Source organism: Ruthenibacterium lactatiformans (genome assembly GCF_000949455.1).
In the GTDB taxonomy this organism is placed as follows: Bacteria; Bacillota; Clostridia; order Oscillospirales; family Ruminococcaceae; genus Ruthenibacterium; species Ruthenibacterium lactatiformans.
Map to the genome: position 1 here is coordinate 1 of NZ_JXXK01000039.1, position 20801 is coordinate 20801.

Here is a 20801-nt window from a genome sequence, read left to right on the forward strand (position 1 = left end):
CGTGTGCAAAAGCCAGGCATTCCTTATAAGGAATGCCTGGCTTTTTGAATATCCGCCGTCGGAATATTTACTTTTCTCCCGCGTCCGCCTTCGCCTCCCGGTTCATCTTCACGAAAACCGGAATATACATCGCAAGCGTAAAAGCCATGACCGCGCCGCAGACGGCAATGAGTATATCCGCCACTGTCGGTGGGATGCTCACCCACAGAATGAGCGTGACCGTCACCAGATAGAATACAAAGGTACACACCTTGCCGAACCATTTTGCGCCGTCCAATTTTTTGCCGCGCCGCAGCATCACCAGCCCCGCCACAGCCATAAAGCCTTCCTTAAGTACATACAGCACTACAAGCGCAGCGACCCAGCGATACCGTGTCATCAGGCAGAGCACCACAGCGCCCTCTGTCAGCTTGTCCGCCACAGGGTCCAGCAAAATGCCCAACTCCGTAATCTGGTTGAAACGCCGCGCGATTTTACCATCGAACAAGTCTGTGAAGCCGGATATCCCCAGTACCACAGCCGCCCGAAAAAACTCGGGGGGCGTTTCCGCTTTGAAGTACAGATACACAAACAAAGGGATCAGCAGAATGCGGAAATAGCTGAGGATGTTCGGGATAGTGAACATCTCCCGCAAGGTCGGTTTTTTCATGTTGGATGCTCCTTCACAAGAGATTGCTTTCAGTGCACAAGCCGCGGCTGCATATATAAATTACGAGCCTGTGCAATATTTTTCTTCATGGTTTGACGCAGCGCCGGTAAAGCCCTATAATGGGGGTGTATCCCAAAAGATTTGAGGAGGTTTTGTTTCATGTGGACGCGTGATCTTTTAAAAATGAACGCCAAGCAGGTGCTGCGCAATAACTATTGGATGGCGCTGCTCGTCGCCTTCGTGGCTTCCCTGCTCGCAGGGGGCTCTTCCAACATAGGCCCCACACTGACATTTAATTATACCACAGGTTCTGATCATTACAACTATCAATACGGATATGACCGCGCCGTACTGCCCTATTTCGGCGCTGTGGCCGCCGCCGCATTTGGCTTCGTGCTCATTGCAATGGTGGTTGGCGTTCTCTTTTCCGTGTTTGTAAGCAATCCTGTGACAGTCGGCAAGTGCCGCTATTTTATGGAGAGCCGGGTGGGCAACGCTCCGTTCTCGTCGCTGTTCTCCGCGTTCGGCGACCCAGCTTACCGCAACGTGGTGAAAGTGATGTTTATGAAAAATCTGTTTATTTTCCTGTGGAGCCTGCTGTTTGTGATCCCCGGCATCTATAAGGCATACCAATACCGCATGGTGGATTACCTGATGGCGGAAAATCCTTACATGACCTACCAGCGTGCGCTGGAGCTCAGCCGCCAGATGACAGATGGCGAGAAGTTCAATATTTTCATTCTGGAGCTCTCGTTCTTCGGTTGGCTTTTTCTGGGAGCGCTTGCCTGTGGTATTGGGGTGTTCTTCGTGAATCCTTACATTGAAGCCACGTTTGCCGAACTGTATGCGGCGCTGCGCGCAAAAGCGTTTGCCACCGGTATGACGGACGCTTCCGAGCTGAGTGATTTTATGCGATACTGACAGCACTTCTTCGTCTTTCATATGCTCTGCAAGACAAAAAGGGACGGCCTGCGGGCCGTCCCTTCTTTGCATTTCTGTTCCGTACCGCCGTTTTGCCTTCACCCGTTACAGGCGGCGGCGCATCCAGCGCAATGTATCTGAAATGACCTCGTCGCGGCAATATTCGTTGAATATCTCATGATACAGTCCGCCGTATATCTTCATCTGCCTGTCCGTCGAAGACGCGGCCGCAAAAAAATCATAGGTGTCCTGCACGCTCACCAATCCATCCTTTTCGCCGTGCAGCATCAGAACCGGATAGGTGAAATCCTTCACTGCGGTTTTGAACCACGCCACACCGTCACAGATGGCATAGCATAGGCCTGTGGTAAATGTTTGAGTATTGTACGGATCCTTGCCGTACCAATCCACGACCTCCGGAACAGAGCATACTCCCGTCCCCAACTCATTCGGCAGCTTCTGGTGCGGCTCCAGTCCTTTGGGCACGCCGGAAATCAGCCCCGCATTGTCCTGGGTGAGCGCGCCGCTGGTGATGATACCGCGCAGATTTTTGTTCGGGTATTTTGCGCCGTACAGCGCCACGGCAAACCCGCCCATACTGTGCCCCAACAGAAATACCGGCAACGCCGAATTTTCGCTGACAGCCATATCGACCACAACGTTTACGTCGTCCAAAAGCTGATTGAAATCGTCGTAATAAGTGCGTTCACCCTCTGAGCGGCCATGGCCGCGATGGTCGAAGCGGTAGGTGCCGAATCCCATTTCATGCATCTTTTCCGCCAGGTAATCGTAACGTCCCTGATGCTCGCACAGGCCGTGCACGATCACGCACACAGCGCGGCAGTCCATATCCACTTCCTTGTTTACAAACAGTTTCGTCCCATCAAACGACAAAACCATATTTTCCGCCATTTTTCTCTCCTCCGTTTCGTTGGGAACCCTGCTGCTTTCAGCATACGGGATTATGAAAAAATTATCAATGTGGAGAATGAACAAAAAAGAGGTCGTTTTCTTGGCACGGACACTTTTATCATGCTGCACTGGAAGAAAAGCTTTAGGAGGCATAGCAGCCACGCAACATCCCATGGCAACACGGTCCAGCGCCCTTTTCCACCCCAAATGGCATCCCGCAGTTACAGCATGGCGATCAACCACATCATGCGGCAGGTTGTGTGTACCCCAACCTCCTTATATGTCGCATTGTTTTGCATCGGATAGAACGGTTGATCTTCGTTTTCAAAGGTCTCGAACCCTATACATACTGCTGACAGCAAAGGGATTGCAGCCGAGAATCCATTCCATCTGACGAACCGCGACCTGCTTGATTTCTCTGTCGTTTAACGCACGCGCCAGCTCCATAGCTGCAAGGGCTCTGCCCATCAGCGTAGCATGGAACCCGCGGAACTGATAAGCAACGGGAAAAATACGCAGATAAAAGCGGTCGTTCAGCCGGATGCCGTTTCTCACCTGAGCATTGTATTCTTCAAGACTCGGCGCTCCGGCGGCACGGGCTCCTTCATGCGTTATCGTCGAAAAATCCGTATTGTCCAGTTCATATATACCGTTGGGCAGCAACCCGTAAGGGACCATGCGTGAAGTGAGCGCTACATATTCCCGATAAAGTTCCAAAGAGTTTTTCCAGCGGGCTGCGTCCTCATGCTCTGGAGCCAAGCGATACAGCATAGCGAATGCTTTGATCGGCGCATGCTCGTAAGAACGATGATAATAGGTCTGGATTCGCTCATGCGTTTCATTCTCATAGAAATAGCCTCTTAATGGGATAGAAAAACTGGGGTCTACCGCGGATGCCTGACATGCCATCAGAATTCTTGCAAAGGAAACGCCACGGGAAAGGTATTCAGTTTCTCCAAACGCTTCATATAACTCCATAGCTGAGATTGCAGCTTGAGCGTTCATCTGAAGCTGCGTATAGCGCGCCCCTGCCGACTCGTTGTCCTGAGACTGATGCATTGCGGCCAGAGCAAATGAAAAATCCTCTTTGGCACAGCGGGCGCACCAATCTGCGAATCTCGGATCTTCATCCCGGAAAAGGGCGATTGCTTTGGCGCACACGCCCGCAATCATAAAGTTATCGAAAGGGCGGTTGCCGGAATCGGCATTGATATCATCCAAGGTCCCCTGAATGTTGTCGCTCCAAAAGCCGATGACTGTTCCGTTGTGTCGCTATCCATCGCCCCAGCGGGTGCGCATCAGCCAGTTCAATCCCCAGCGGGCTTCTTCTTTGGCACGCTGCGACAGTTCCGGTTGGGCCTCCCTCTCGGCGATTGCCAATTCCAGCATGGCGAAAACCGATTCGGCCGTATTGATGGCCGCCTGCGTCAAATCGCCCGCGTCATGCCACCCCCCACAGACCGGGAGCCGCCTCCCGTCCGGATGGACGCTCATAACATCCATGTGGCACTCTGTATGGATTCCGGGTACGTCAAAGCCACAACGTTCTGAAAAGAAAAAGTTCAGTGTTTTCCATGCGGCCGGGATATAGGCGTCCCTTCCGATACGGAAAGGACGGCTCTTCTTTCCATCCACTTCAAGAGTATACCACCCTTCCGCTTTCACCGGGGAAAAGTCCATTTGCCGGAGTCCATTCGCCTGAGGGACACAATTGCCTTGGAACGTCACTTCGCCGCTGCTGTTTCGCAGATAAAACATCCCTGAACCGGATTGCGCGTAAGCCTGTTTGACCGCTTCCGGACGGTAGCCGCTGTGGCAATAAGCAATTGCACCCGCACGCAGGTCAAACCCTTTATAATGATCTGCTTCCACCTGCTCCAGACACATATTATCCACATAGACCGTTATGCCCTGCGGCGCAGGCACCGGAGTGCGGTGTGCATGGATTGCCAGAGAAATACCTGTGACAAAATCGCGATAGACATAAGGGAACTCCCAAACGATATGCTGCCACTCTCCGTGTGGGATTCCCAATGTATGCGTGCCTTCAAACCGCCCCGGGAGCGGCATGATATGCTTTCCCTGATTATGTATAGAAAGCTCCATGAAGTTATTCGCAATCGCCGGTGAATCGACATAGATCCAAAGCGAAATACGGTTAAACCTCTCCAAATTTTCGCCAGGAAGCAGGCGCATCATGGTCGTGACCGAAAATGCGCGGTTGCTGGGATGTCTGCGGCAACCATCCGTAGGCACATCCAGCCTTATGCTGCCTTTGCCGGAAATGGTATGCTTTTTTTCAAAGCTCATAACTCCGGGGCCTTGCAGCCTCACATTATCCGAATCCAGCTGCAGAGCGCGGGAGTCTAATACAGGCTTTGCCAGCCATCGTGCCTCCGCACACTCTTCCAGATCTTTCTCCATTCCCTGCCTGAAGCAGCGGCTGTTCTCCAATTGTCTTTTCATCTGTCCAAGCATTTTTGCTCCTCCTATCACATTCAATAAGGCTTTGCCGTCCACACGGAGCTACACGCCTTATACATTCCTATACGCTTGTTTCCAGGCAAGATCTATGCAAATACCACGAATTCTTACACGAATTCATTTTTCACTGTACATTATATCATTCATCGGTTTTTAATATAGTATGATTTTTCTTCAGCCGTAAGCGGACACGATCCATATTGCAGAACAAAAAGACGGTGCTGCAACCGCCGCACCGTCTTTAAATATTTAAAAATCAAAATTCTGTTGTTTTCAGGCTATCGCTGCCGCATGCCTTACAGGCATTCCAAAAGAGGGATCACATCCGCAAGCGTCGCCGCGCGGGCCGCCCACAGCCCTTCGCTTTCCGGCGGGATGGGAGTGATATCAGGCACAACGACAGCCTTACAGCCCGCAGCCCTTGCCGCCCGCAGTCCGTTGGGGCTGTCCTCCAGCACCAGGCACTCCTCTGCGGGTACGCCCAGTGCCTTTGCTGCCGCCAAAAAGATATCCGGTGCCGGTTTTGCATGTGCCACCTCGTCGCCGCACACCGCAGCTTCAAAAAAGCCGTCTACGCCTGCCATTTTTAAATAGAGCAGCGCCTTTTCCCGCACAGTGGCCGTTGCCAAAGCCGCAGGGATGCCCACAGCCCGCAAATGCTCCAGAAGCTGCCGCAGGCCGGGCTTCACCGGCAACCCATCCCGCGCGATGGCCTCATCTGCGTACGCCACACGCAGTGCACGCAATGCATCATAGTCCACCTCCGGGCCCAAGCGTTCCAGATACATCGCACGGCTGTCAGCCACACTCATGCCGCGGCCCGCCGCGATCACCTCGTCGGGCAGTTCCAGCCCCAGCACCTGAGCTCCATACTTCCAACCCCGATGGCCGATGCGCTCCGTGTCGAACATCAATCCGTCCATATCAAATAAAACTCCGCGTATCACAGCTTCCCGCCTTTCACATCTTTTGTACCGCTTCCCATATCTCCCGGATCACAGGGATTCCCTTGCATCTGTTTTCCCGGATGTTCCGCAGCGAAAGCTCGCCGGGATAAACTGTCTGTCCGCCTTCCTCAACCGGCTCAGAGGCCTTCACATCTGCCAGAATCGCGTCCACGATGGCGTCCGTCTGCTGTGCCGTATTGAATTTTTGGGGATCGATGGCGATCATGACCTGTGTCAGACCCACTTCATCACCGAATGTTCCGATCTTCTGCACCGAATTGCCTGCCGAGAGTACCGTGGCGATGAGGTCCAGCACGATGGAAAGTCCGCTGCCCTTCCAATATCCCATGGGCAGTACGCGCCCCGTCTTTTCAATCTCAGCCGGGTCGCGCGTCAGCTCCCCTTTTGTATCGTAACCGCCCGGCACGGGCAGCTGCACGTCCCGCAGCCGACAGTCCTCGATCTTTCCGTAAGAAAACCGGGATACCGCGCAGTCCAGCACAACATGCTCGCCGTTGGAGCGAGGCACCGCCAAAACGAACGGGTTGTTTCCGATCCTGCGGTCTTTCCCTCCCCATGCGGGCATATTGGGCATTGTGTTGGACCAGCAGATGCCGATGAAGCCTCTGTCTGCTGCCAGCCAGCCATAAGTACCGCCGCGCAGCCAGTGGTTGTTGTTTCCCAGCGCCACCAGACCGACGCCGTTCTCTTTTGCCAGCACACAGGCGCGTTCCATCGCACGCCGGGCGTTCAGCGGGCCAAAGCCTCTATGGCCGTCCCAGCGTTCCAGCACGCCGGCACGCAGTTCACAGGTCGCGCGGGCGCGGGGATCTATCTCCCCTTTGTCCAAATAACGGACGATGCGAGGGAAACGGTTTAACCCATGTGAATATACGCCCGCAAGGCTGTTTTGAGCAAAAATATCCGCCGCATCCGCCGCGTCCTGCGCCGCAAAGCCCTTTTTCTCAAGCACACGGGCAAATTCCCGCGCCATTTCCTCATAAGCGACTCTCATACGTATCCCCCTTTACCAGCCGGCTCACAATGGGCTGGTACTACTTTGCACATGACGTTTCTGCAGCGGTGCCAAACCGGCCAATCACAAAACAGAGCCCGCGCCCGCCTCGAAAGAGACGCAGTGCGGGCTCTCTTTTACGATTTGGCCGGCAGCCGCCCCGTTTTATTCCTTGCGCTCGGAGCCCCAAAAGAACAGGGCCACCGTGCCGGGGCCGGTATGGCTGCCGATGGTAGTACCCACGTGATTGATTTCCACTTTACCGTTCAGCTTGGGGAACTTCTGTTCCACCAGGTCGGCCACTGCGCGGGCGTCCTCATAACAGGCGGAATTAGAAATATAGCACTTTCCATTGTAATTCGTCCCGCCGTCGGCAAACTGTTCCATCCGGGCAACGATCTCTTTGATAACGGCTTTCTTTCCACGTATCTTGGAACGCGGAATCAAACGGCCCTGGTCATCCATATTCAGCAGCGGACAGATATTGAGCACCGTACCGAACCATCCGGACGCCTTCGAAATACGCCCGCCTTTCACATAGAACGTGAGATCTGTCGAAAAAAACCAGTGGTGCAGACGCAGACGGTTGGCCAGCGCCCATTCATATACAGAATCTACATCTTCACCTTTATCTCTTAAGTCTGCCAGACGGTCCATCAGCAGGCCGTAACCTGACGAAGCGCCCAGAGAATCTACAATATAGATTTTCCGATCCGGGTATTTTTGCAGAAGTTCTTCCCGCGCCACACAGGCGGAATTGTATACGCCCGAGATACCCGAGGAAAGCGTGACATGCAGAATATCTTTTCCCTGTTCCAAAAACGGCGTGAAATAAGCAGTAAATTCCTCTACGTTTACCTGGGACGTCTGCGTCTCGGCTCCGTCTGCCATCGCTTGGTAAAACTGATCGAACGGCATGGACTTGCCCAAGTCGTCGGCGTACTGTTTCCCATTTAGGGAATAGTGAAAACAGATATAATGGATATCTCGTGCCGCAAAGTGCTCTGCCGTAAGATCTGCGGTGGAACAGCAACTCAAGACAAAATCGTTCATAAAACCCCTCCCTTTCCAGCGCCTCCGCCATGCACCCTCACCGGGTGTGCCTGCGGATACTTTTCTTTATTACTATACCATTATTTCCCACAAAATGCAATTCAAACAAAAAGATGCGATTTTACGAACAAATCCCCTCTTGACAAAACATCTGAAAAACCGCTTATAATATATAAGCTGGTTTAAATAAACAATTATCCTGCAGATGTAGTTTAGTGGTAGAACTCCAGCCTTCCAAGCTGGTCGTGTGGGTTCGATTCCCATCATCTGCTCCATCATATCAACAACAAGCTGAAATTATTAACGGAAAATTAGTCATTTCTTTCTTGTTGTAAACAGAAATCCCCCGGTATTTTCTACCGAGGGGTTTTGTTTTTAATTGGATTATAAAATGTCGTCAATTTTACATTTCAAAGCCTCAGCTAAGGCTTTCGCCATTTTTAAAGATGGGTCATTTATTCCATTCTCCCATCTTGCTACGCATACTTGAGAACACCCTATTTTTTCAGCAAGTTCAACTTGTGTTAGGCCTGCTTTTTTACGAACTTCTTTAATTTTCCATTACGAAAACCTCGGGATTTTGAACTGTGCTGTATCGCGATTTGGGCGCTCAACGCAAATTTCAAGAAGCTCAACATCGGTGCTCCATGAATCAAACTCTTCGTCATAAGAACGATTCAGATCGATGTAGTATTTCCATTTTCCGCTCTTATCATCTTGACCAACAACCCATTGTTCTCCATCTTCTTGACACTCAGCTGCAGCCTGTTCGATTTCTTCCCATACAGCTGCGCCGTCTACGACGAGGCCAGTGTTTTTCAAAAACAGGTCTTCAAGTATTGTGTTTCTGTTCATAATTCATTCTCCTTTTTTGCTTAAAAATTAGAAGCTCTCACAGCAGGACTTCGGGACCCAATGTTTAACTGTGCCGAACTCGCTGAACCACTTAGCAAGGATTGCTTTTTCTGTTTCGCGCTCAACCTTAGCATCGTCTGAAACGCTGATCGCATAGCGCTCGCCGCTCGTGAACTCTTTATTCAAGAACCAGCTTTTTACAACAATCTTGTGGGCAAGCGCCTTAGCGCAAGCCCACGCAGTTTTCAGGCTTTCAGAAAACGTGCGTCCGCCCGCGTGGTAAAAGCTCCAAGCGTCTTTCATGATCTGGCTAAGATTGAACTTTTTCATTTCTGATTCCTCCGTTTGTTTCCCTTGTCTATGTTTATATTATATGACAAGTTTGTTATATTTTCAATTGGCAAGTTGCACGAACATCAAATCATTTTCATGTGCATTTTATAACAAGTTCGTTATAAAATATTCAAAAAAAACAAGGGGCTACCCAAGCGGATAGCCCCTTTCGTCATATACTATTCCGTTTTCCCCAACTGCTTCACAGCCTGATTAATGCCCGTGGCCGCAAGTCCGGACACCACGCCGACAGCCGCCGCCGTGATGGGGTCCGTTGCCGGGAACTCCGGCATGCCCGCATACAGGGCTACGACGCCCAGCACGAGGCCCGTGCCTCCGCAGATGACCGGTATGTACTTGTTGTCCAGCGGCGTGGTTTTCACGCCCGTACCGGCGAGATAGCACAGCACGGTGATGGCTGCGACGGTGCCCAGCCCAAATACAGAAATATCCATAATTATTTACCCTCCATCCATTTTTCCAGGTCGCTGATGCGGTGATTTGCGACCTTGATCTGTTCCTCCAGCACGGGCATCTTGCGGGCAAAGCCATTGTGCTCCCGCACCTCCCGCGTCAGTTCTTCCAGCTTTGTGTCCGTCACGGCCTGCGCTGTGGTGATTTTGTTCTCTGTGCGCCGGGCGGCCGCCGTATTGGTAATTACTACGCCAACCAGGGACAGCACGCCCGTGATAAGCGCGACGATGATGTTCTCCATCGCCTTACACCCCCAACGCAGTTTTGGCCGATTCAATACGCTGCAGGTATACCCCCGCCTGCCGCTCGGCTCTCTGCGCACGCTGTGTGGCCGTGTCACGCTCCTTTGTGAGCTGTTCGACCTGAGCTTTAAACTCCTCTGCGCCGTCGCCCGAGCCTCCTTGCGCCACGCAGGCCGCGAACGCGTCGCCCGGGGAGAGCGTCACAAGCTGGCAGCGGTCGGCCAGCACCACGGCGTAACGCTGCACTCCCGCCACGAAGATGCGAACCCAGCTGTACCCGCCGGAGCTGCCCACCTCGGCCTGCACCGGGTAGCACACGCCCTCGGTCAGCTTTCCGCCGTTATAGTGCTTGTCCACCGCATTCACATCGGGCGCGGTGAACACCTCACATTTGCCGCTCGTCACTTTCAGAAACTTCATATTGTCGTCCTCCATCCCGTTGATTGCTGTACCATATGTGCCCACGGCGTTGGGGTGCCCGGTGTATGCGGTTGGGTCAAGCCCCGCCCCGGCGGCTGTGGCCCGCACCTCGAAATGGCAGTGTGCAAAGGGCGGGCTTGCCAGCGCCGCGTTGCCCGTGCTGCCCATCACCGCCAGCGCGTCGCCGCTTTTCACCCGCTGGCCCACGGATACCAGATTCCGCGCGTTGTGGCAGAAATACAGGTAGTTCACCGCGTCCGGCGTCTGGCCCGCGTCCAGCTCCACGCACACGTACCAGCCCCATTCCCACGTTTTGCTGCCCGTGGACCTGTCCACCTTGCGGGCCGTAACGACCCGCCCGGAAATGCTTTTGCCCTTGTAATCGGGCATCCGGATGGTGGTGCTGTCCAGCCCCTCCTCGTCGCTGCCGCCATGCCAGCCCTTGCCGTTGTTCCGGGTATAGCCCCACCGGCCGTACCCGTACCGCACCCGCACGCGGCCCTTAAAAATCGCCATGTGTCATGCCTCCCCGGTAATTTCTTTGTACTGTGCCTCCGTGATAACTCCTTTGATGACGGCCTGCCGCACCTGCGCGGCGCTCCACAGGCCCATGGCATACCATTTTTTAATACTCTCAAACATTGGTTACACCTCCAGCATCGTGTCCGTTATCATGGCCGTGTACGCAATCTGCGCCTCCACACGGTCAAGCTGTGTCGGCTCCGGCGCGGGCCGCGCGGCGATCTCTGCCGCCTTCTCCGCCTCTGTGCGTAGGGCGGGCGTACCGTTTGCCAGCTTGTAGTTCGCGCAGCCATCCGGCCCGAACAATGGTAGCGGGAAATAGTTCCCTTGCGCGTGGTGGAATCGGTCGCCAGCGCCTTTGTCGATGGCTGTCCAGCCTGTGCCGTCTACAAACGCGCTGCTGTTGATGGCAGTGATGCAGCCCGCCGCGTCCGTCTTAACGTAGACGGTATATTGTTCGTCCATATTGGTTCCTCCTATAAATCCGCCGATAATACGGCAGTCAATGTAATGGCTTGATTATTTAATACAGTTTGAGATAACGCGACGCTAACTATCGAATCGCGCGTTGTGCTGACAGCAGTAACTGAGGTATCAATTAAAGATTCATACAAGTTTTTAATGCTTCCGGCAACCACTGTTACGGTGGGGATAGTTCTTTTCTGCACTTTAAAGCTCGTCGTGCAAAGATAATTAGATGGGAGCTGCGAATAAGTGAAACCCATTTTCGCAATTTCAAAATATCGCATACATTCCGCAAGCTCCGCGCCGTAGCCCTTCGGCACATAAGGCGTGGCGATGTTGCCTTTTTCCAGCTTTGCCCATATAAGGGTGCACGCCGTTGTCGCCGTGATGGTGTACGTCTTGGTTGCGTTGTCGTAAGCCGCCGAAGCCGTGCCAGACGTGATTCCAAGGCTCGCTATTACGTCCGTGCCTGCCGCATATTCCAGAATTTGCGCAATCACAGTCCCGGCAGCGAGCTGCAGCCCATCAGCCGAAAGCGTTACCGAGCCTGATACCAGTTTCCAGCGATCAATGAAATATCCCGCCGTGGTAATTGTGCCGGACACGCCGCGCTGATTCACGCGCCGTACAAAATCGCTGTTGTCTAGCAGATTTGGGTTCGGCATAAACCGTGCCTCCGCCTCAGCTTTTGTGTACCGGTCTGCAATCGCGGCCAGCATCGCCGAAAACCGCTTCTTGATCTTTCCAAACAGAACGGACAGCTTTTCCCCGCTGGAAATATCCGCGTCCTGTGCCGTTTCGGTGAATGCTACGGTGTTATTCGACACGTCGCTGCGCGTCCCAACCAGCTCCGTCATCCGCACCTCGACCTCCCCGCCCGTCATGACGGTGAGCGGACCGGCTGCGTTGTCGAAGTCGATGGGGTCGGTGGCGTAGGTTTCGGGAGTAGCGAGCTGGTAGGCTACTTGTACGGGTGTGCCAGCTTCTTTTTGGGCGGTGAGGTAGGATTTCCAATCATCTAAACTTTCGCATGCCGTATTGCAAAATACCGTTCTGAGCACATTCGATGTCGTGCCAATTGCAAACTGTCCATTCGCGATGATCATAACGGCATTATATCTTATTTGCTGCGCCGCGCTACATAATGCAAAATTAGATTGGGTATTATCTATGACAGTACCGCCTATCAAGCCGTCAATATAAAACGCATTATCAATAGTGGTATGCTTTATCCAATTCTCCGCCCCATCCAGCTCCACAAAGCCCACATTGTACGTCACAACGAGCTTTTCAGCGCTTTCGTAGTCCTGCCGCGTGACGCACTTATCCTTGACATCTCCCACACGCCGCAGCGGGCGCGGGATCGGCAGCTCGGTAACATCATCATTTACCGTGATAGACGATATACCCGTGAGCAGCACAGGAGCCTCCGTCGTCCCGCCCTGCGGGGTCTCGCCATAGGCAGTGATGGACGCGATACGCTGCGCCCCCGCGTAGGCGATGGAGACGGGGGTGCCGCTGTATGTAACGGGTTGACCGGCAGCCCAGTCTTTGGACATTGCGGCGCTATCTGCGGCGTCCTGTGCGCTTTGTGCGGCGTTCTCGGCTTGTTCTGTTGCATCAGTTACGGCTTGCAGCGCTTTTGCAATTTCCGCTGTAAGTACGTTGTAATAATCGCTGGATATGATTTTTGCGTCAGTCAGGACGCTTTCCTCTACAGAAATTTCAAACGTAAATGTTGTAAGTTTTTCTGATGCAGCATTATACATGTTGATTTCGCAATGGACGCAGCCTGACACGGTCAATACCTGTTCCACAAGTTCGACCGTAACCGTATTGCCAGATACAGTAATGGCAGGAGAGTTGTCCGGCAGCGCGTCATAAAAGCCCGCTGTGCCGTCTGGTTTTTTATATCGGAAAGCAATCTCTGTTCCGCTTGGCACCTGATAGTCTAATCTCCCAACGTATAGATGCGCCGCGATATACCGTGTATTTCGGTCGTTTTGTTTTGCCTTTATAATGACCGGACTACCCGTTTCAATTAAATCAAGCGTTATGTTTTTTGTTACTTGCATGTTGCCTCCTTATATTTCTCGCCCATTTATAGTGATTCCTCCAACTCCATCATGGTTCACTCCAATACTTATTGCGGGAGATACAGTACCAATAATCGGTGGCATCAAATCTATTCTTGCACCTCCGCCTTCTGAAACAGACATCATTATAGATGGGTCATTGTTCGATGTTCTAAGGTTTAAATTGGAGTGTTGTTTTCCATTTTGATCTCTAAATGAAGCAACATTAAATACAATATTCCCATCATCATCAAACATCTTAAAATTAGGATTGTAGTATAGGCTACTTCCATCAGACGAAAGAGCGCCAGACATTGACAATTCCAATGCCGTATTACCAGATTCGTCGTACATTCTAAGATAAGGAAGATATGTTTTTCCTGATTTTTCCGCAAAAATTTCCCCGGCAATATTTCCTGCTCCATCCCCGATTTTTATGCTCCCGAATGTTCCATTTCCGGTTAAATTTGCTTCTCCAGTTTCCATATTAATGCTTGACGCACCATTCAAACTCTGCAAAACGCCTGCTTTGATAAGGTTTGCTGTCAGCACGCCTGTCGTGATGAAGTCTGCAACCAAACTCCCGTCAATCGTCCAAGCATTTCTGTAAGGCCCGTTTACACCATTCGTTGAAAACCCAATGCCGTTTGTATTTATGCGTAACACATTTTTTGCAGTTTCAACGCTTGGCGTGTCCAGAAACAAGATTTCTTTCCATGTGCCGTTGTCATCCTTAACCGCTATTACATAGCCATCGGCACTGGTTAGCCAATTTGTAGCGTTGTTTATGGCTTTTTGCATTGCGCTTGTTGTCGGTGATTTTTCTATTTTTTGCTGCTGGTCTGCAATCGTATATGCGATATTGGCTCGGATGTCTCCAACTTCAACGGATTCATAACGCTCAAGCAATACATCAGTTATAATCCTTACTATTTCCGCTTTTGCATTTATCCCAAGCGCTTCAAACTGTACTGTAACGGTGTCGCACAAATCGCACTTTTCAAGCAGCGCCAAATCTTTGTATTCTTCTGTTTGCTCAAGCTGCACAAAACTCACGCTGATGCTTACACTAGGTACACCAATTTTATTTGATTTTATATATTGCATGGCGCGCGTCTCCAGCTCACTTGCTGTAGGTTGGTTCTCAAAATCAGACGAAAAATCAATCGTCATTATACGGACAAAATCAAATGTGCCATCTACATTGACAATATTCCCTTGTACAAGTTCTCCTTCAGCTCCAACCCAATACGGAAGAACGCCTGTTGCTACGCTTGATATATTCGCATCTTGTTCTACGTCGGTCAAATTTTTTCCATATCGAATCACAACACCATTATCATTGCCGCGCTGGTTGTAAAGCCTCACAAAAAATTTGTCAAACAAATATTCTCCACCGTAAACGTCTAAAATAGAACCTTCCACGCCCCCAAGCACAGAACGGGATGCGGACGGCACCAATACGCTAAAATTTGCTGTCGTAGATTTATCCGTCCAAAATGAAAAAGGACTTTCCACTACTGTGTGAGAAGCCATACCGCTTAACGCTTCTGCCGCCGAGCCTGCTGTAAATGGATTTACGGGGATTCCAGCAAGATCATAACTAATGTGTTGGGCATATATTGTTGCAATTCCATTGATAGGCCTTGTAATGCGGTAAACGCGGAATGGCTGTGCTTCACGATAAGGTGACGGAATTGCATATATAATACATCTGTTTTGGATTTCGCTGAAATGGATTCCGCTTTGAGGATACTGCATTTCGAGCTCATACAGCCCGTTCCGTTCTTCGGTCACGATGCAACTTATCGCATCCGACAATGCACCAAGCCCCTGTGTTGTAAATTCCGTCGCAGTGGACGGGAAAAGAATTGGTTTCATATTGTCCACCACCTTGGCGTAATTTTTACTCCGGTAATTCCTCCGCTCCACATAATCGCTGTATCTCCATTCGGAAGATATGGGAAGTCAGCCCCGGAAATAATGACATTATTATTTTTATTCAGTGTCCCATAGTAGGCGTTTTGCGTTTCGGAATCCAGTATGATTCCTCCGTCCATGCCTGTAATACTAGTGGTTACTGTTCCAATTACGATTTCTCCATCTCCGTTCCCTGTAATTTCAATAAGCGGGAACGCATCATTCCATATATTGTTTATGACTTGTCCTGATATTATGGAGATTGGATATTCGCCGGACTTAAAATATCTTTGTGGCTTACAATCGAACTCTATCGTTGCACGCCCATATAAAAGCATCCAGTTTTCCACATCAAACGGACCCGAAAAAAGTGCGATTCTAAACACGTCCGGGTCGTATGAATCCTCCAAGCGTTTATACCCATTCCCGGAAAGCAGCCAGGATGCAATATTTCGCGCTGCTACTGTCGTTCCACATGTTTTGGCTTTAAACCATATTTCATATGGTTGTGTTACATTGGAGAACGCCCCGGTATCTCGTATGAGATCACCGGAGCGTCCGGGCACTGAAATCTTTTCTACCACACGCGCAGCATGATTGCTTGCAGGACATTTATCAATTCCGATTTTATAGTCAAGGCTGTTCTTCCCATTGAAGATGAAATTGCTCACCATACGGCCTCCCTTCGCGCAGTAGCATTCTGAATTTTGAGCATGATAATATCAGCAAGCCGGTTCTCATCTTGACCGGGAGCGCCATTAACAGTGATATAAACGCCTCCCATATTCGACGCGCCCGCTTTTCCGTTCACATTGACAGACATTCCTCCGGCCATAGATGCAACAGCATTTTCAAGCTTATAAGCATTCGCTCTTACTCCTTCGGCCATTCCCTGTACCATATCTGGCATCCATGTTTCGTAATCGCGTAACGGTCCGACATCCGGGCGTGAAAAATGAAGCCAACTTGTAATCGTATTTGCTATGCCTTTTACCGCATCTACAACTCTGCTTGCCATAGAGATAATTCCATCAACCAAACCTTGTATGAAGTCTCTGCCCCATTGAACAGCCTTCCCGGGTAGGGATGTTATAAAGTCCACTGCAGCTTGAAACCCATTTACGATTGCATCTTTGATATTTCTAACGGTGTTCGAAATCCCGTCTTTCATGATTATAAATGCTGTCTTGATGCGTTCGACTAAGTTATTTACTGCATTACGAAAGCCCTCAAAATTATCGTAAAGCAGTTTAAATGCTCCTGCGAACGGATTTACAAGAAGCAAAAGCAGTCCTTGCCAGTTTGTTTTCACGAAATCAAGCACCTTGTTAAAGGCTTGTGGGACAGTAACGGTAAAGAAATGTACTATTCCATCGACGGCATTTCCAATTCCCTCCTTAATTCTATCCCATATTTCTATGACACCGTTCCTAAATTCTTCGTTTGTGTTCCACAAAGTTATAATTGTTGTAGCGAGAGTTGCAACCAATGTTATAACAGCTCCAATAGGGTTTGCAGAAAGAGCCTGCATCGCCTTTGCCACCAACGGAAATACATCAGCCATATTTTTGGCTCCTGATACAATTCCAGAAATCCCGGAAATTAAAGAAGCTATATTCCATGCAACAAATCCGGCTGCAATACCAGAAAGCGTTGAAATAATAACAGGCCCATAATCTATAAGCGCATTTACAAAGTTGTCAATATTTTTTCCAAACGCATCCCAGTCAACATTATTCATCCAGTTTTCAAATTCGGATGTGATATTTTGAATGATAGGGATAAGATTTTCAAGAACAGGTGTCCCAACTCGAGCTTGAAATTGTTTCCATGTTTCATTCAGATTTCCTTGGACATTTTCCCAACCATCCATTTCACGTGATGCTTGCCCAGCAGCACCAGAAAGATTTTGCGACGCTATGATTTGGTCAAGCAAAACCTGTGTTGTCTCACCTGCTGTAACATCTAAATCTTTATATTCTTTCCCTAAGCTTTTCATCGCTTGAGCTGTTCTTGTCGCTTCCGTCGATGCAAAGCCTAACGCAGCATCATTTGCAAAGTTGCCTTTGGTGTATGCCAAGACCTGTTCTGTTGCTTCTTCCAACGATCTATCGTAATATGCAGCAGCATCAGCAGCTGCATAAGATGCTTTTTCTGCGAATTGCAATGCTTGTGCACTTTCCATCCCGCTCGATCTGGCATATGCATAAAACTGTGAGAAGGCGCTTTGTAGTCTCGTAGGAACGATTCCTGTTGCTTCGGCAACGCTATTCATTTTTTCTCTTGCTGTGTCCGCAAGATCTCCAAAGGTTTGTTCAAATTGAGCAACCTGCGCCTTAACATCAGCGGCACTTTCAATTGCTGATACAGCAAAATCTTTAAACGCAGATGCAAGCTCTTTTACACCGTTTACAATTGCTTGACTTAGCACATTTGCCTTTAGAACGTCTCCAAAAGACAGCGCAGAATCAGCGGCATCATCAAGGTTGTCAGCGGTATCATCAACCGCAGTATCAAGGCCTTTTAGATTTGAGCGCATATTGTTTAATTCTGATGTAGCATCATTAACGGCCTGCTTCCACTTTTGAGTACGTGTATCAGCTTCTCCAAATTCCTTAGCGGAAGCAGCAAGCCCCTTTTTTAGCTGCTCAATACGCTGCTCTTGTGTCTCAATCTGTTTTGTCAAAACGGCTGACTGTGCGGCAAGTTTCTCCTGGCTGTTGTCGTTTTTATCAAACGCCGATGTAACCGCTTTCATCTCGCTGGCCAGCGTCTTTGACTGCTGTATAATGTTATTAAGTTCTTTTCGAAATTGCGCTTCTCCGTCAATCCCGATTTTTGGCCCTATGTTTACTGCCACATTCTCACCTCACATTCAGCGCTTCTTCAAGTGTCAGCTTAATTTTTTGCTTTGCACCATTTGCAATCGCCATGCATGATGACAAATCCTGAATTTCCCCAGGAAAAGAAGTCAGGGCCTCCGCTTTGGAAAGCCCTGACTTTAATCCGATATAAAGCAGCCACGCAGCCGTTATTTTGACTGCGTGGCCTTTGCGTTTTTTGATTTTTCAGGCTGAACCTCTACTGTAACACGGTTTCCCTCTTTAATTGCGGCCATGATGACTTCCATGGCTGTTTTGATATCGGATGGAGACATTACAGCGCAAAGCATTTCATACGTAGGCGCTGTTTTGGCATCACATTCAATGCTAAACATCGCACAGCGCACCCTTTCCCGGTGTTCCGCACCAGACATCAGCGCCGATGCGATAAACGCAACGTTATCCACCATTTTTGCAATATCACTGTTGTCAAATGCCTTTTCAATATTTTCTATACCATCAAACCGTTTTGCAATGGTATTTTGCGCCTCGACTGTATATGCCACCGGATATTCAATGCCGCATACGCTCAAATTCATGCTCCAGCACCCCCAAGAAATGCTTTTACAGCCGCATAAGCCTCTGCCTCTGTGGCAAGGCCTTCCGCAGAAATAACCTTCCAATTTTTTGCTGTGGTGTCATCACGCTGTATAGTAGCCGTAAGCTCTTGTGTCTGCCAGTCGATTTGATCTTCCTGCGTGGCCATTTCATCAGACGGCAACCCAAATTTGATTTTTGGGAGGATAAGCGGCCAGTACTCCACTTTCCCCTCCATTTGAGTTCTGCGGACACATCCGAATCCAACATACGGAGGATTCAGGGCCTCTCCATATCCCTGCATTTGTACAGTTGTTTCAGGCGCACCTACTTCAAGCGATGTAGGAGCAGGAAGCCCAAAAATTAAAGTAGCCGCTTCATTTGAGAGACCATCTACCGTAACTGTCGCTGATCCGCTTGTAAACTGTGCCGTTTCCACCTCTGCCAGAACATTGTTGGCATAGAAATTATTATCATCAGCCGTATCGATTTCAAGCGACAGGCTTACGCCTCGCGCCAAATCCATTCCGCTAGTATATGTAACCGTTGTGCCTGTATTGGCATATTTGGCGACATAGGGCATTGAAAAACCAGTTGTTACCATACTTTTCTCCTTTCAAAAAATGCGCACCAAACGGCGCGCATGTCAGTCCAATGATTTAATTTTCTTATCGATTTCCTCTTTGCACTTTTCAATAGCTTCTTTTTGAGTGGCTGAAACAGCATGACGAATAAATGGGGTTTTGTCCATATAACTGCTTCCACTTTCCACAACTCTTGCAATTAAAGCATTTGGTTGTCCTTTAGGATATGTTTTGGTTTGCACCGCATTATATCCGTCAAATCCAAGTTTAACATTTAAATAGCCGTTGTCATTTTGCATTGGGGATATTCCGAAACCGTCAAGAAGCCCCTTTTTCTGTTTAATTGACAGGTGCGATTTCTTGTTTTGTTTATAAGCCTTCATGTTTTCGACATCATTTACAGCTGGTAATGTAGTGATATTTTGACGCACCTTATCAGCCACAATATCAGCCATAGCATATACGCCTGCGCCGCAAATCTCTCTTGTGTTTTTCCCGATTTTTTGCAGATATTGTGCGTATTCATCGAGGCCTTTGAATTGGTATTTAGCCATTTCACACCTCAAATACCCACTCATAGTGAATCAATTTCGTGTCCTCTTCATATTGCACACTATTCAGATACCATGCGACTTCGGTATCATTCAGCGCGTTTGGGATAGATGTCATAAGCGGGTCGTTTTCCTGAGTCGTATATAAGTCTAACGTGCCTTGGTAAGCTTGCTCCATATGCTTATTCCCAGCCACAAAATCGTGTGCTCCATCTTCACCCCATACAATATACGGAGGTGTTTGATTTGGCGGCGCAGCGTAATGATATACATTTGAGGAAATGCCTAACAGCGCATTTTTTATGACTTCAAGGCGAATCAATTGAATCAATCCTTTCAAGCGTCAAATCTGTCATCGGCTGGCCGTCACTGTCCAAAAGGTGTTGCACTTGCAAAATTTTATAATATCCTGCTGCTGCTGAATCAAAATATGGAACAAGTTGGCACCTGTCAGCGGTAGATATCCCCGCATTGCGCTGCACTTCAATCAACAAATCTGCGCGGTCATCATATGCCGCTGCTGTCCAGTATCGCGTGATTCCAACCGTTTTGTCACCATAGTAACTTTGAAAGTATTTTACATCAAACACAAGCAAAGGCATTGACCCGGCGGAAGCTGTATTTCGCCCCCGCCAGATCGTAGCAATACCGGAATCAAGTAGCATTTTCCGTACCCGCCTTTTTACCAAAAATTCGGTTATTCAGCGTCCAACGCAGCATACGCGGCATTCCTTCATCTGTTGCTCTTTTTCTGAAAAGATACGCCGCATACATGATGATGAGTTGTCCATCCTCAACGCTATAAGGCGAAGTTAATACGACACCTTCGCGCGTAATGAACTGAACTGCGCTGTCAAGCAAGTGATTGAGCTGCGCGAGACGTGTTTCGTCCGGCATCAGCAAATTCAAGTCTGCTTGCAGCAGTGTCAACAAATCGTCTCGCGTCAACTCTCATCACCT

At 49.6% G+C, this 20801-nt stretch carries 24 protein-coding genes, 1 tRNA gene and 1 pseudogene; 2 read left to right on the forward strand and 24 right to left on the reverse strand.

Going from position 1 to position 20801, the window contains the following annotated elements:
* Positions 1 to 67: 67 nt before the first annotated feature.
* Entirely contained in the window at positions 68 to 649 is a 582-nt protein-coding gene (locus tag TQ39_RS17375) for a CDP-alcohol phosphatidyltransferase family protein (protein WP_009325573.1), read from the reverse strand.
* Positions 650 to 808: 159 nt separating this feature from the next.
* On the opposite strand from TQ39_RS17375, the gene TQ39_RS17380 reads away from it, so the two are divergent.
* On the forward strand, positions 809 to 1570 hold the full coding sequence (locus TQ39_RS17380) for a DUF975 family protein (RefSeq protein WP_009325572.1): 762 nt from the start codon (positions 809 to 811) through the stop codon (positions 1568 to 1570).
* Positions 1571 to 1675: 105 nt separating this feature from the next.
* Here TQ39_RS17380 and TQ39_RS17385 read toward each other — a convergent pair whose 3' ends face one another.
* From TQ39_RS17385 to TQ39_RS17410, 5 genes and pseudogenes are all read right to left on the reverse strand, one after another.
* Complete coding sequence (locus TQ39_RS17385; RefSeq protein ID WP_050006504.1) at positions 1676 to 2482, reverse strand: alpha/beta hydrolase; 807 nt, start codon at positions 2480 to 2482, stop codon at positions 1676 to 1678.
* Positions 2483 to 2806: 324 nt separating this feature from the next.
* Positions 2807 to 4960: pseudogene (locus TQ39_RS21775) on the reverse strand (glycoside hydrolase family 9 protein).
* Positions 4961 to 5262: 302 nt separating this feature from the next.
* Entirely contained in the window at positions 5263 to 5913 is a 651-nt protein-coding gene (locus tag TQ39_RS17400; protein WP_040910263.1) for an HAD family hydrolase, read from the reverse strand.
* Positions 5914 to 5926: 13 nt separating this feature from the next.
* Positions 5927 to 6928: a 3-dehydro-L-gulonate 2-dehydrogenase gene (gene yiaK, locus TQ39_RS17405; protein WP_050006474.1), complete on the reverse strand. Its 1002-nt coding sequence runs from the start codon at positions 6926 to 6928 to the stop codon at positions 5927 to 5929.
* Positions 6929 to 7093: 165 nt separating this feature from the next.
* Positions 7094 to 7981 (reverse strand): DegV family protein, encoded by an 888-nt coding sequence (locus tag TQ39_RS17410; RefSeq protein WP_009325566.1) that lies wholly within the window; start codon positions 7979 to 7981, stop codon positions 7094 to 7096.
* Positions 7982 to 8182: 201 nt separating this feature from the next.
* Here TQ39_RS17410 and TQ39_RS17415 point away from each other — a divergent pair.
* Positions 8183 to 8256: transfer RNA gene (locus tag TQ39_RS17415), tRNA-Gly, on the forward strand.
* Positions 8257 to 8365: 109 nt separating this feature from the next.
* Here TQ39_RS17415 and TQ39_RS22025 read toward each other — a convergent pair.
* The 18 genes from TQ39_RS22025 to TQ39_RS17495 form a co-directional block, all read right to left on the reverse strand.
* Complete coding sequence (locus tag TQ39_RS22025) at positions 8366 to 8536, reverse strand: helix-turn-helix transcriptional regulator (RefSeq protein ID WP_082052346.1); 171 nt, start codon at positions 8534 to 8536, stop codon at positions 8366 to 8368.
* Between the two features lie 6 nt (positions 8537 to 8542).
* On the reverse strand, positions 8543 to 8836 hold the full coding sequence (locus TQ39_RS17420) for a hypothetical protein (RefSeq protein WP_050006475.1): 294 nt from the start codon (positions 8834 to 8836) through the stop codon (positions 8543 to 8545).
* 27 nt (positions 8837 to 8863) lie between these two features.
* Entirely contained in the window at positions 8864 to 9166 is a 303-nt protein-coding gene (locus TQ39_RS17425) for a hypothetical protein (protein ID WP_050006476.1), read from the reverse strand.
* A 182-nt stretch (positions 9167 to 9348) separates the two neighbouring features.
* Positions 9349 to 9624, reverse strand: a complete 276-nt coding sequence (locus tag TQ39_RS17430) for a phage holin family protein (RefSeq protein ID WP_050006477.1) — start codon at positions 9622 to 9624, stop codon at positions 9349 to 9351.
* A 2-nt stretch (positions 9625 to 9626) separates the two neighbouring features.
* A complete protein-coding gene (locus TQ39_RS17435; RefSeq protein WP_050006478.1) occupies positions 9627 to 9884 on the reverse strand; it encodes a hypothetical protein in 258 nt (85 codons plus the stop codon).
* Positions 9885 to 9888: 4 nt separating this feature from the next.
* Positions 9889 to 10821, reverse strand: coding sequence for a M23 family metallopeptidase (locus TQ39_RS17440; RefSeq protein WP_050006479.1), 933 nt, complete (start codon positions 10819 to 10821; stop codon positions 9889 to 9891).
* Positions 10822 to 10824: 3 nt separating this feature from the next.
* Positions 10825 to 10947 (reverse strand): XkdX family protein, encoded by a 123-nt coding sequence (locus TQ39_RS20545; RefSeq protein ID WP_082052341.1) that lies wholly within the window; start codon positions 10945 to 10947, stop codon positions 10825 to 10827.
* A gap of 3 nt (positions 10948 to 10950) precedes the next feature.
* A complete protein-coding gene (locus tag TQ39_RS17445) occupies positions 10951 to 11292 on the reverse strand; it encodes a hypothetical protein (RefSeq protein WP_050006480.1) in 342 nt (113 codons plus the stop codon).
* An 11-nt stretch (positions 11293 to 11303) separates the two neighbouring features.
* Entirely contained in the window at positions 11304 to 13367 is a 2064-nt protein-coding gene (locus TQ39_RS17450) for a BppU family phage baseplate upper protein (protein ID WP_050006481.1), read from the reverse strand.
* A 9-nt stretch (positions 13368 to 13376) separates the two neighbouring features.
* Positions 13377 to 15248 (reverse strand): phage tail spike protein, encoded by a 1872-nt coding sequence (locus tag TQ39_RS17455; RefSeq protein ID WP_050006482.1) that lies wholly within the window; start codon positions 15246 to 15248, stop codon positions 13377 to 13379.
* On the reverse strand, positions 15245 to 15958 hold the full coding sequence (locus TQ39_RS17460; RefSeq protein WP_167541546.1) for a hypothetical protein: 714 nt from the start codon (positions 15956 to 15958) through the stop codon (positions 15245 to 15247). Before TQ39_RS17460 ends, TQ39_RS17455 begins: the two co-directional genes overlap by 4 nt.
* The gene (locus TQ39_RS17465; RefSeq protein ID WP_050006484.1) at positions 15955 to 18147 is read right to left on the reverse strand and encodes a phage tail protein; all 2193 of its coding nucleotides are present in this window, start codon (positions 18145 to 18147) and stop codon (positions 15955 to 15957) included. Before TQ39_RS17465 ends, TQ39_RS17460 begins: the two co-directional genes overlap by 4 nt.
* A gap of 171 nt (positions 18148 to 18318) precedes the next feature.
* Positions 18319 to 18708, reverse strand: a complete 390-nt coding sequence (locus TQ39_RS17470; protein ID WP_156146395.1) for a hypothetical protein — start codon at positions 18706 to 18708, stop codon at positions 18319 to 18321.
* Positions 18705 to 19310: a major tail protein gene (locus TQ39_RS17475; RefSeq protein WP_050006486.1), complete on the reverse strand. Its 606-nt coding sequence runs from the start codon at positions 19308 to 19310 to the stop codon at positions 18705 to 18707. The genes TQ39_RS17470 and TQ39_RS17475 overlap by 4 nt, the downstream gene beginning before the upstream one ends.
* Before the next feature lie 42 nt (positions 19311 to 19352).
* A complete protein-coding gene (locus TQ39_RS17480) occupies positions 19353 to 19844 on the reverse strand; it encodes an HK97-gp10 family putative phage morphogenesis protein (protein WP_050006487.1) in 492 nt (163 codons plus the stop codon).
* A gap of 1 nt (position 19845) precedes the next feature.
* On the reverse strand, positions 19846 to 20163 hold the full coding sequence (locus tag TQ39_RS20000) for a gp17 family tail completion protein (protein ID WP_069955776.1): 318 nt from the start codon (positions 20161 to 20163) through the stop codon (positions 19846 to 19848).
* On the reverse strand, positions 20150 to 20506 hold the full coding sequence (locus tag TQ39_RS21080) for a hypothetical protein (protein WP_050006489.1): 357 nt from the start codon (positions 20504 to 20506) through the stop codon (positions 20150 to 20152). The genes TQ39_RS20000 and TQ39_RS21080 overlap by 14 nt, the downstream gene beginning before the upstream one ends.
* Complete coding sequence (locus tag TQ39_RS17495; protein WP_050006490.1) at positions 20496 to 20789, reverse strand: hypothetical protein; 294 nt, start codon at positions 20787 to 20789, stop codon at positions 20496 to 20498. Before TQ39_RS17495 ends, TQ39_RS21080 begins: the two co-directional genes overlap by 11 nt.
* Positions 20790 to 20801: the final 12 nt, after the last annotated feature.

Excerpts from the sequence above, each read along its gene's own strand:
- TQ39_RS17375 (WP_009325573.1), bottom strand. The coding sequence starts at position 649 with ATGAAAAAACCGACCTTGCGGGAGATGTTCACTATCCCGAACATCCTC.
- TQ39_RS17380 (WP_009325572.1), top strand. The coding sequence starts at position 809 with ATGTGGACGCGTGATCTTTTAAAAATGAACGCCAAGCAGGTGCTGCGC.
- TQ39_RS17385 (WP_050006504.1), bottom strand. The coding sequence starts at position 2,482 with ATGGCGGAAAATATGGTTTTGTCGTTTGATGGGACGAAACTGTTTGTA.
- yiaK (WP_050006474.1), bottom strand. The coding sequence starts at position 6,928 with ATGAGAGTCGCTTATGAGGAAATGGCGCGGGAATTTGCCCGTGTGCTT.
- TQ39_RS17410 (WP_009325566.1), bottom strand. The coding sequence starts at position 7,981 with ATGAACGATTTTGTCTTGAGTTGCTGTTCCACCGCAGATCTTACGGCA.
- TQ39_RS17420 (WP_050006475.1), bottom strand. The coding sequence starts at position 8,836 with ATGAACAGAAACACAATACTTGAAGACCTGTTTTTGAAAAACACTGGC.
- TQ39_RS17425 (WP_050006476.1), bottom strand. The coding sequence starts at position 9,166 with ATGAAAAAGTTCAATCTTAGCCAGATCATGAAAGACGCTTGGAGCTTT.
- TQ39_RS17430 (WP_050006477.1), bottom strand. The coding sequence starts at position 9,624 with ATGGATATTTCTGTATTTGGGCTGGGCACCGTCGCAGCCATCACCGTG.
- TQ39_RS17435 (WP_050006478.1), bottom strand. The coding sequence starts at position 9,884 with ATGGAGAACATCATCGTCGCGCTTATCACGGGCGTGCTGTCCCTGGTT.
- TQ39_RS17440 (WP_050006479.1), bottom strand. The coding sequence starts at position 10,821 with ATGGCGATTTTTAAGGGCCGCGTGCGGGTGCGGTACGGGTACGGCCGG.
- TQ39_RS20545 (WP_082052341.1), bottom strand. The coding sequence starts at position 10,947 with ATGTTTGAGAGTATTAAAAAATGGTATGCCATGGGCCTGTGGAGCGCC.
- TQ39_RS17445 (WP_050006480.1), bottom strand. The coding sequence starts at position 11,292 with ATGGACGAACAATATACCGTCTACGTTAAGACGGACGCGGCGGGCTGC.
- TQ39_RS17450 (WP_050006481.1), bottom strand. The coding sequence starts at position 13,367 with ATGCAAGTAACAAAAAACATAACGCTTGATTTAATTGAAACGGGTAGT.
- TQ39_RS17455 (WP_050006482.1), bottom strand. The coding sequence starts at position 15,248 with ATGAAACCAATTCTTTTCCCGTCCACTGCGACGGAATTTACAACACAG.
- TQ39_RS17470 (WP_156146395.1), bottom strand. The coding sequence starts at position 18,708 with ATGAATTTGAGCGTATGCGGCATTGAATATCCGGTGGCATATACAGTC.
- TQ39_RS17475 (WP_050006486.1), bottom strand. The coding sequence starts at position 19,310 with ATGGTAACAACTGGTTTTTCAATGCCCTATGTCGCCAAATATGCCAAT.
- TQ39_RS17480 (WP_050006487.1), bottom strand. The coding sequence starts at position 19,844 with ATGGCTAAATACCAATTCAAAGGCCTCGATGAATACGCACAATATCTG.
- TQ39_RS21080 (WP_050006489.1), bottom strand. The coding sequence starts at position 20,506 with ATGCTACTTGATTCCGGTATTGCTACGATCTGGCGGGGGCGAAATACA.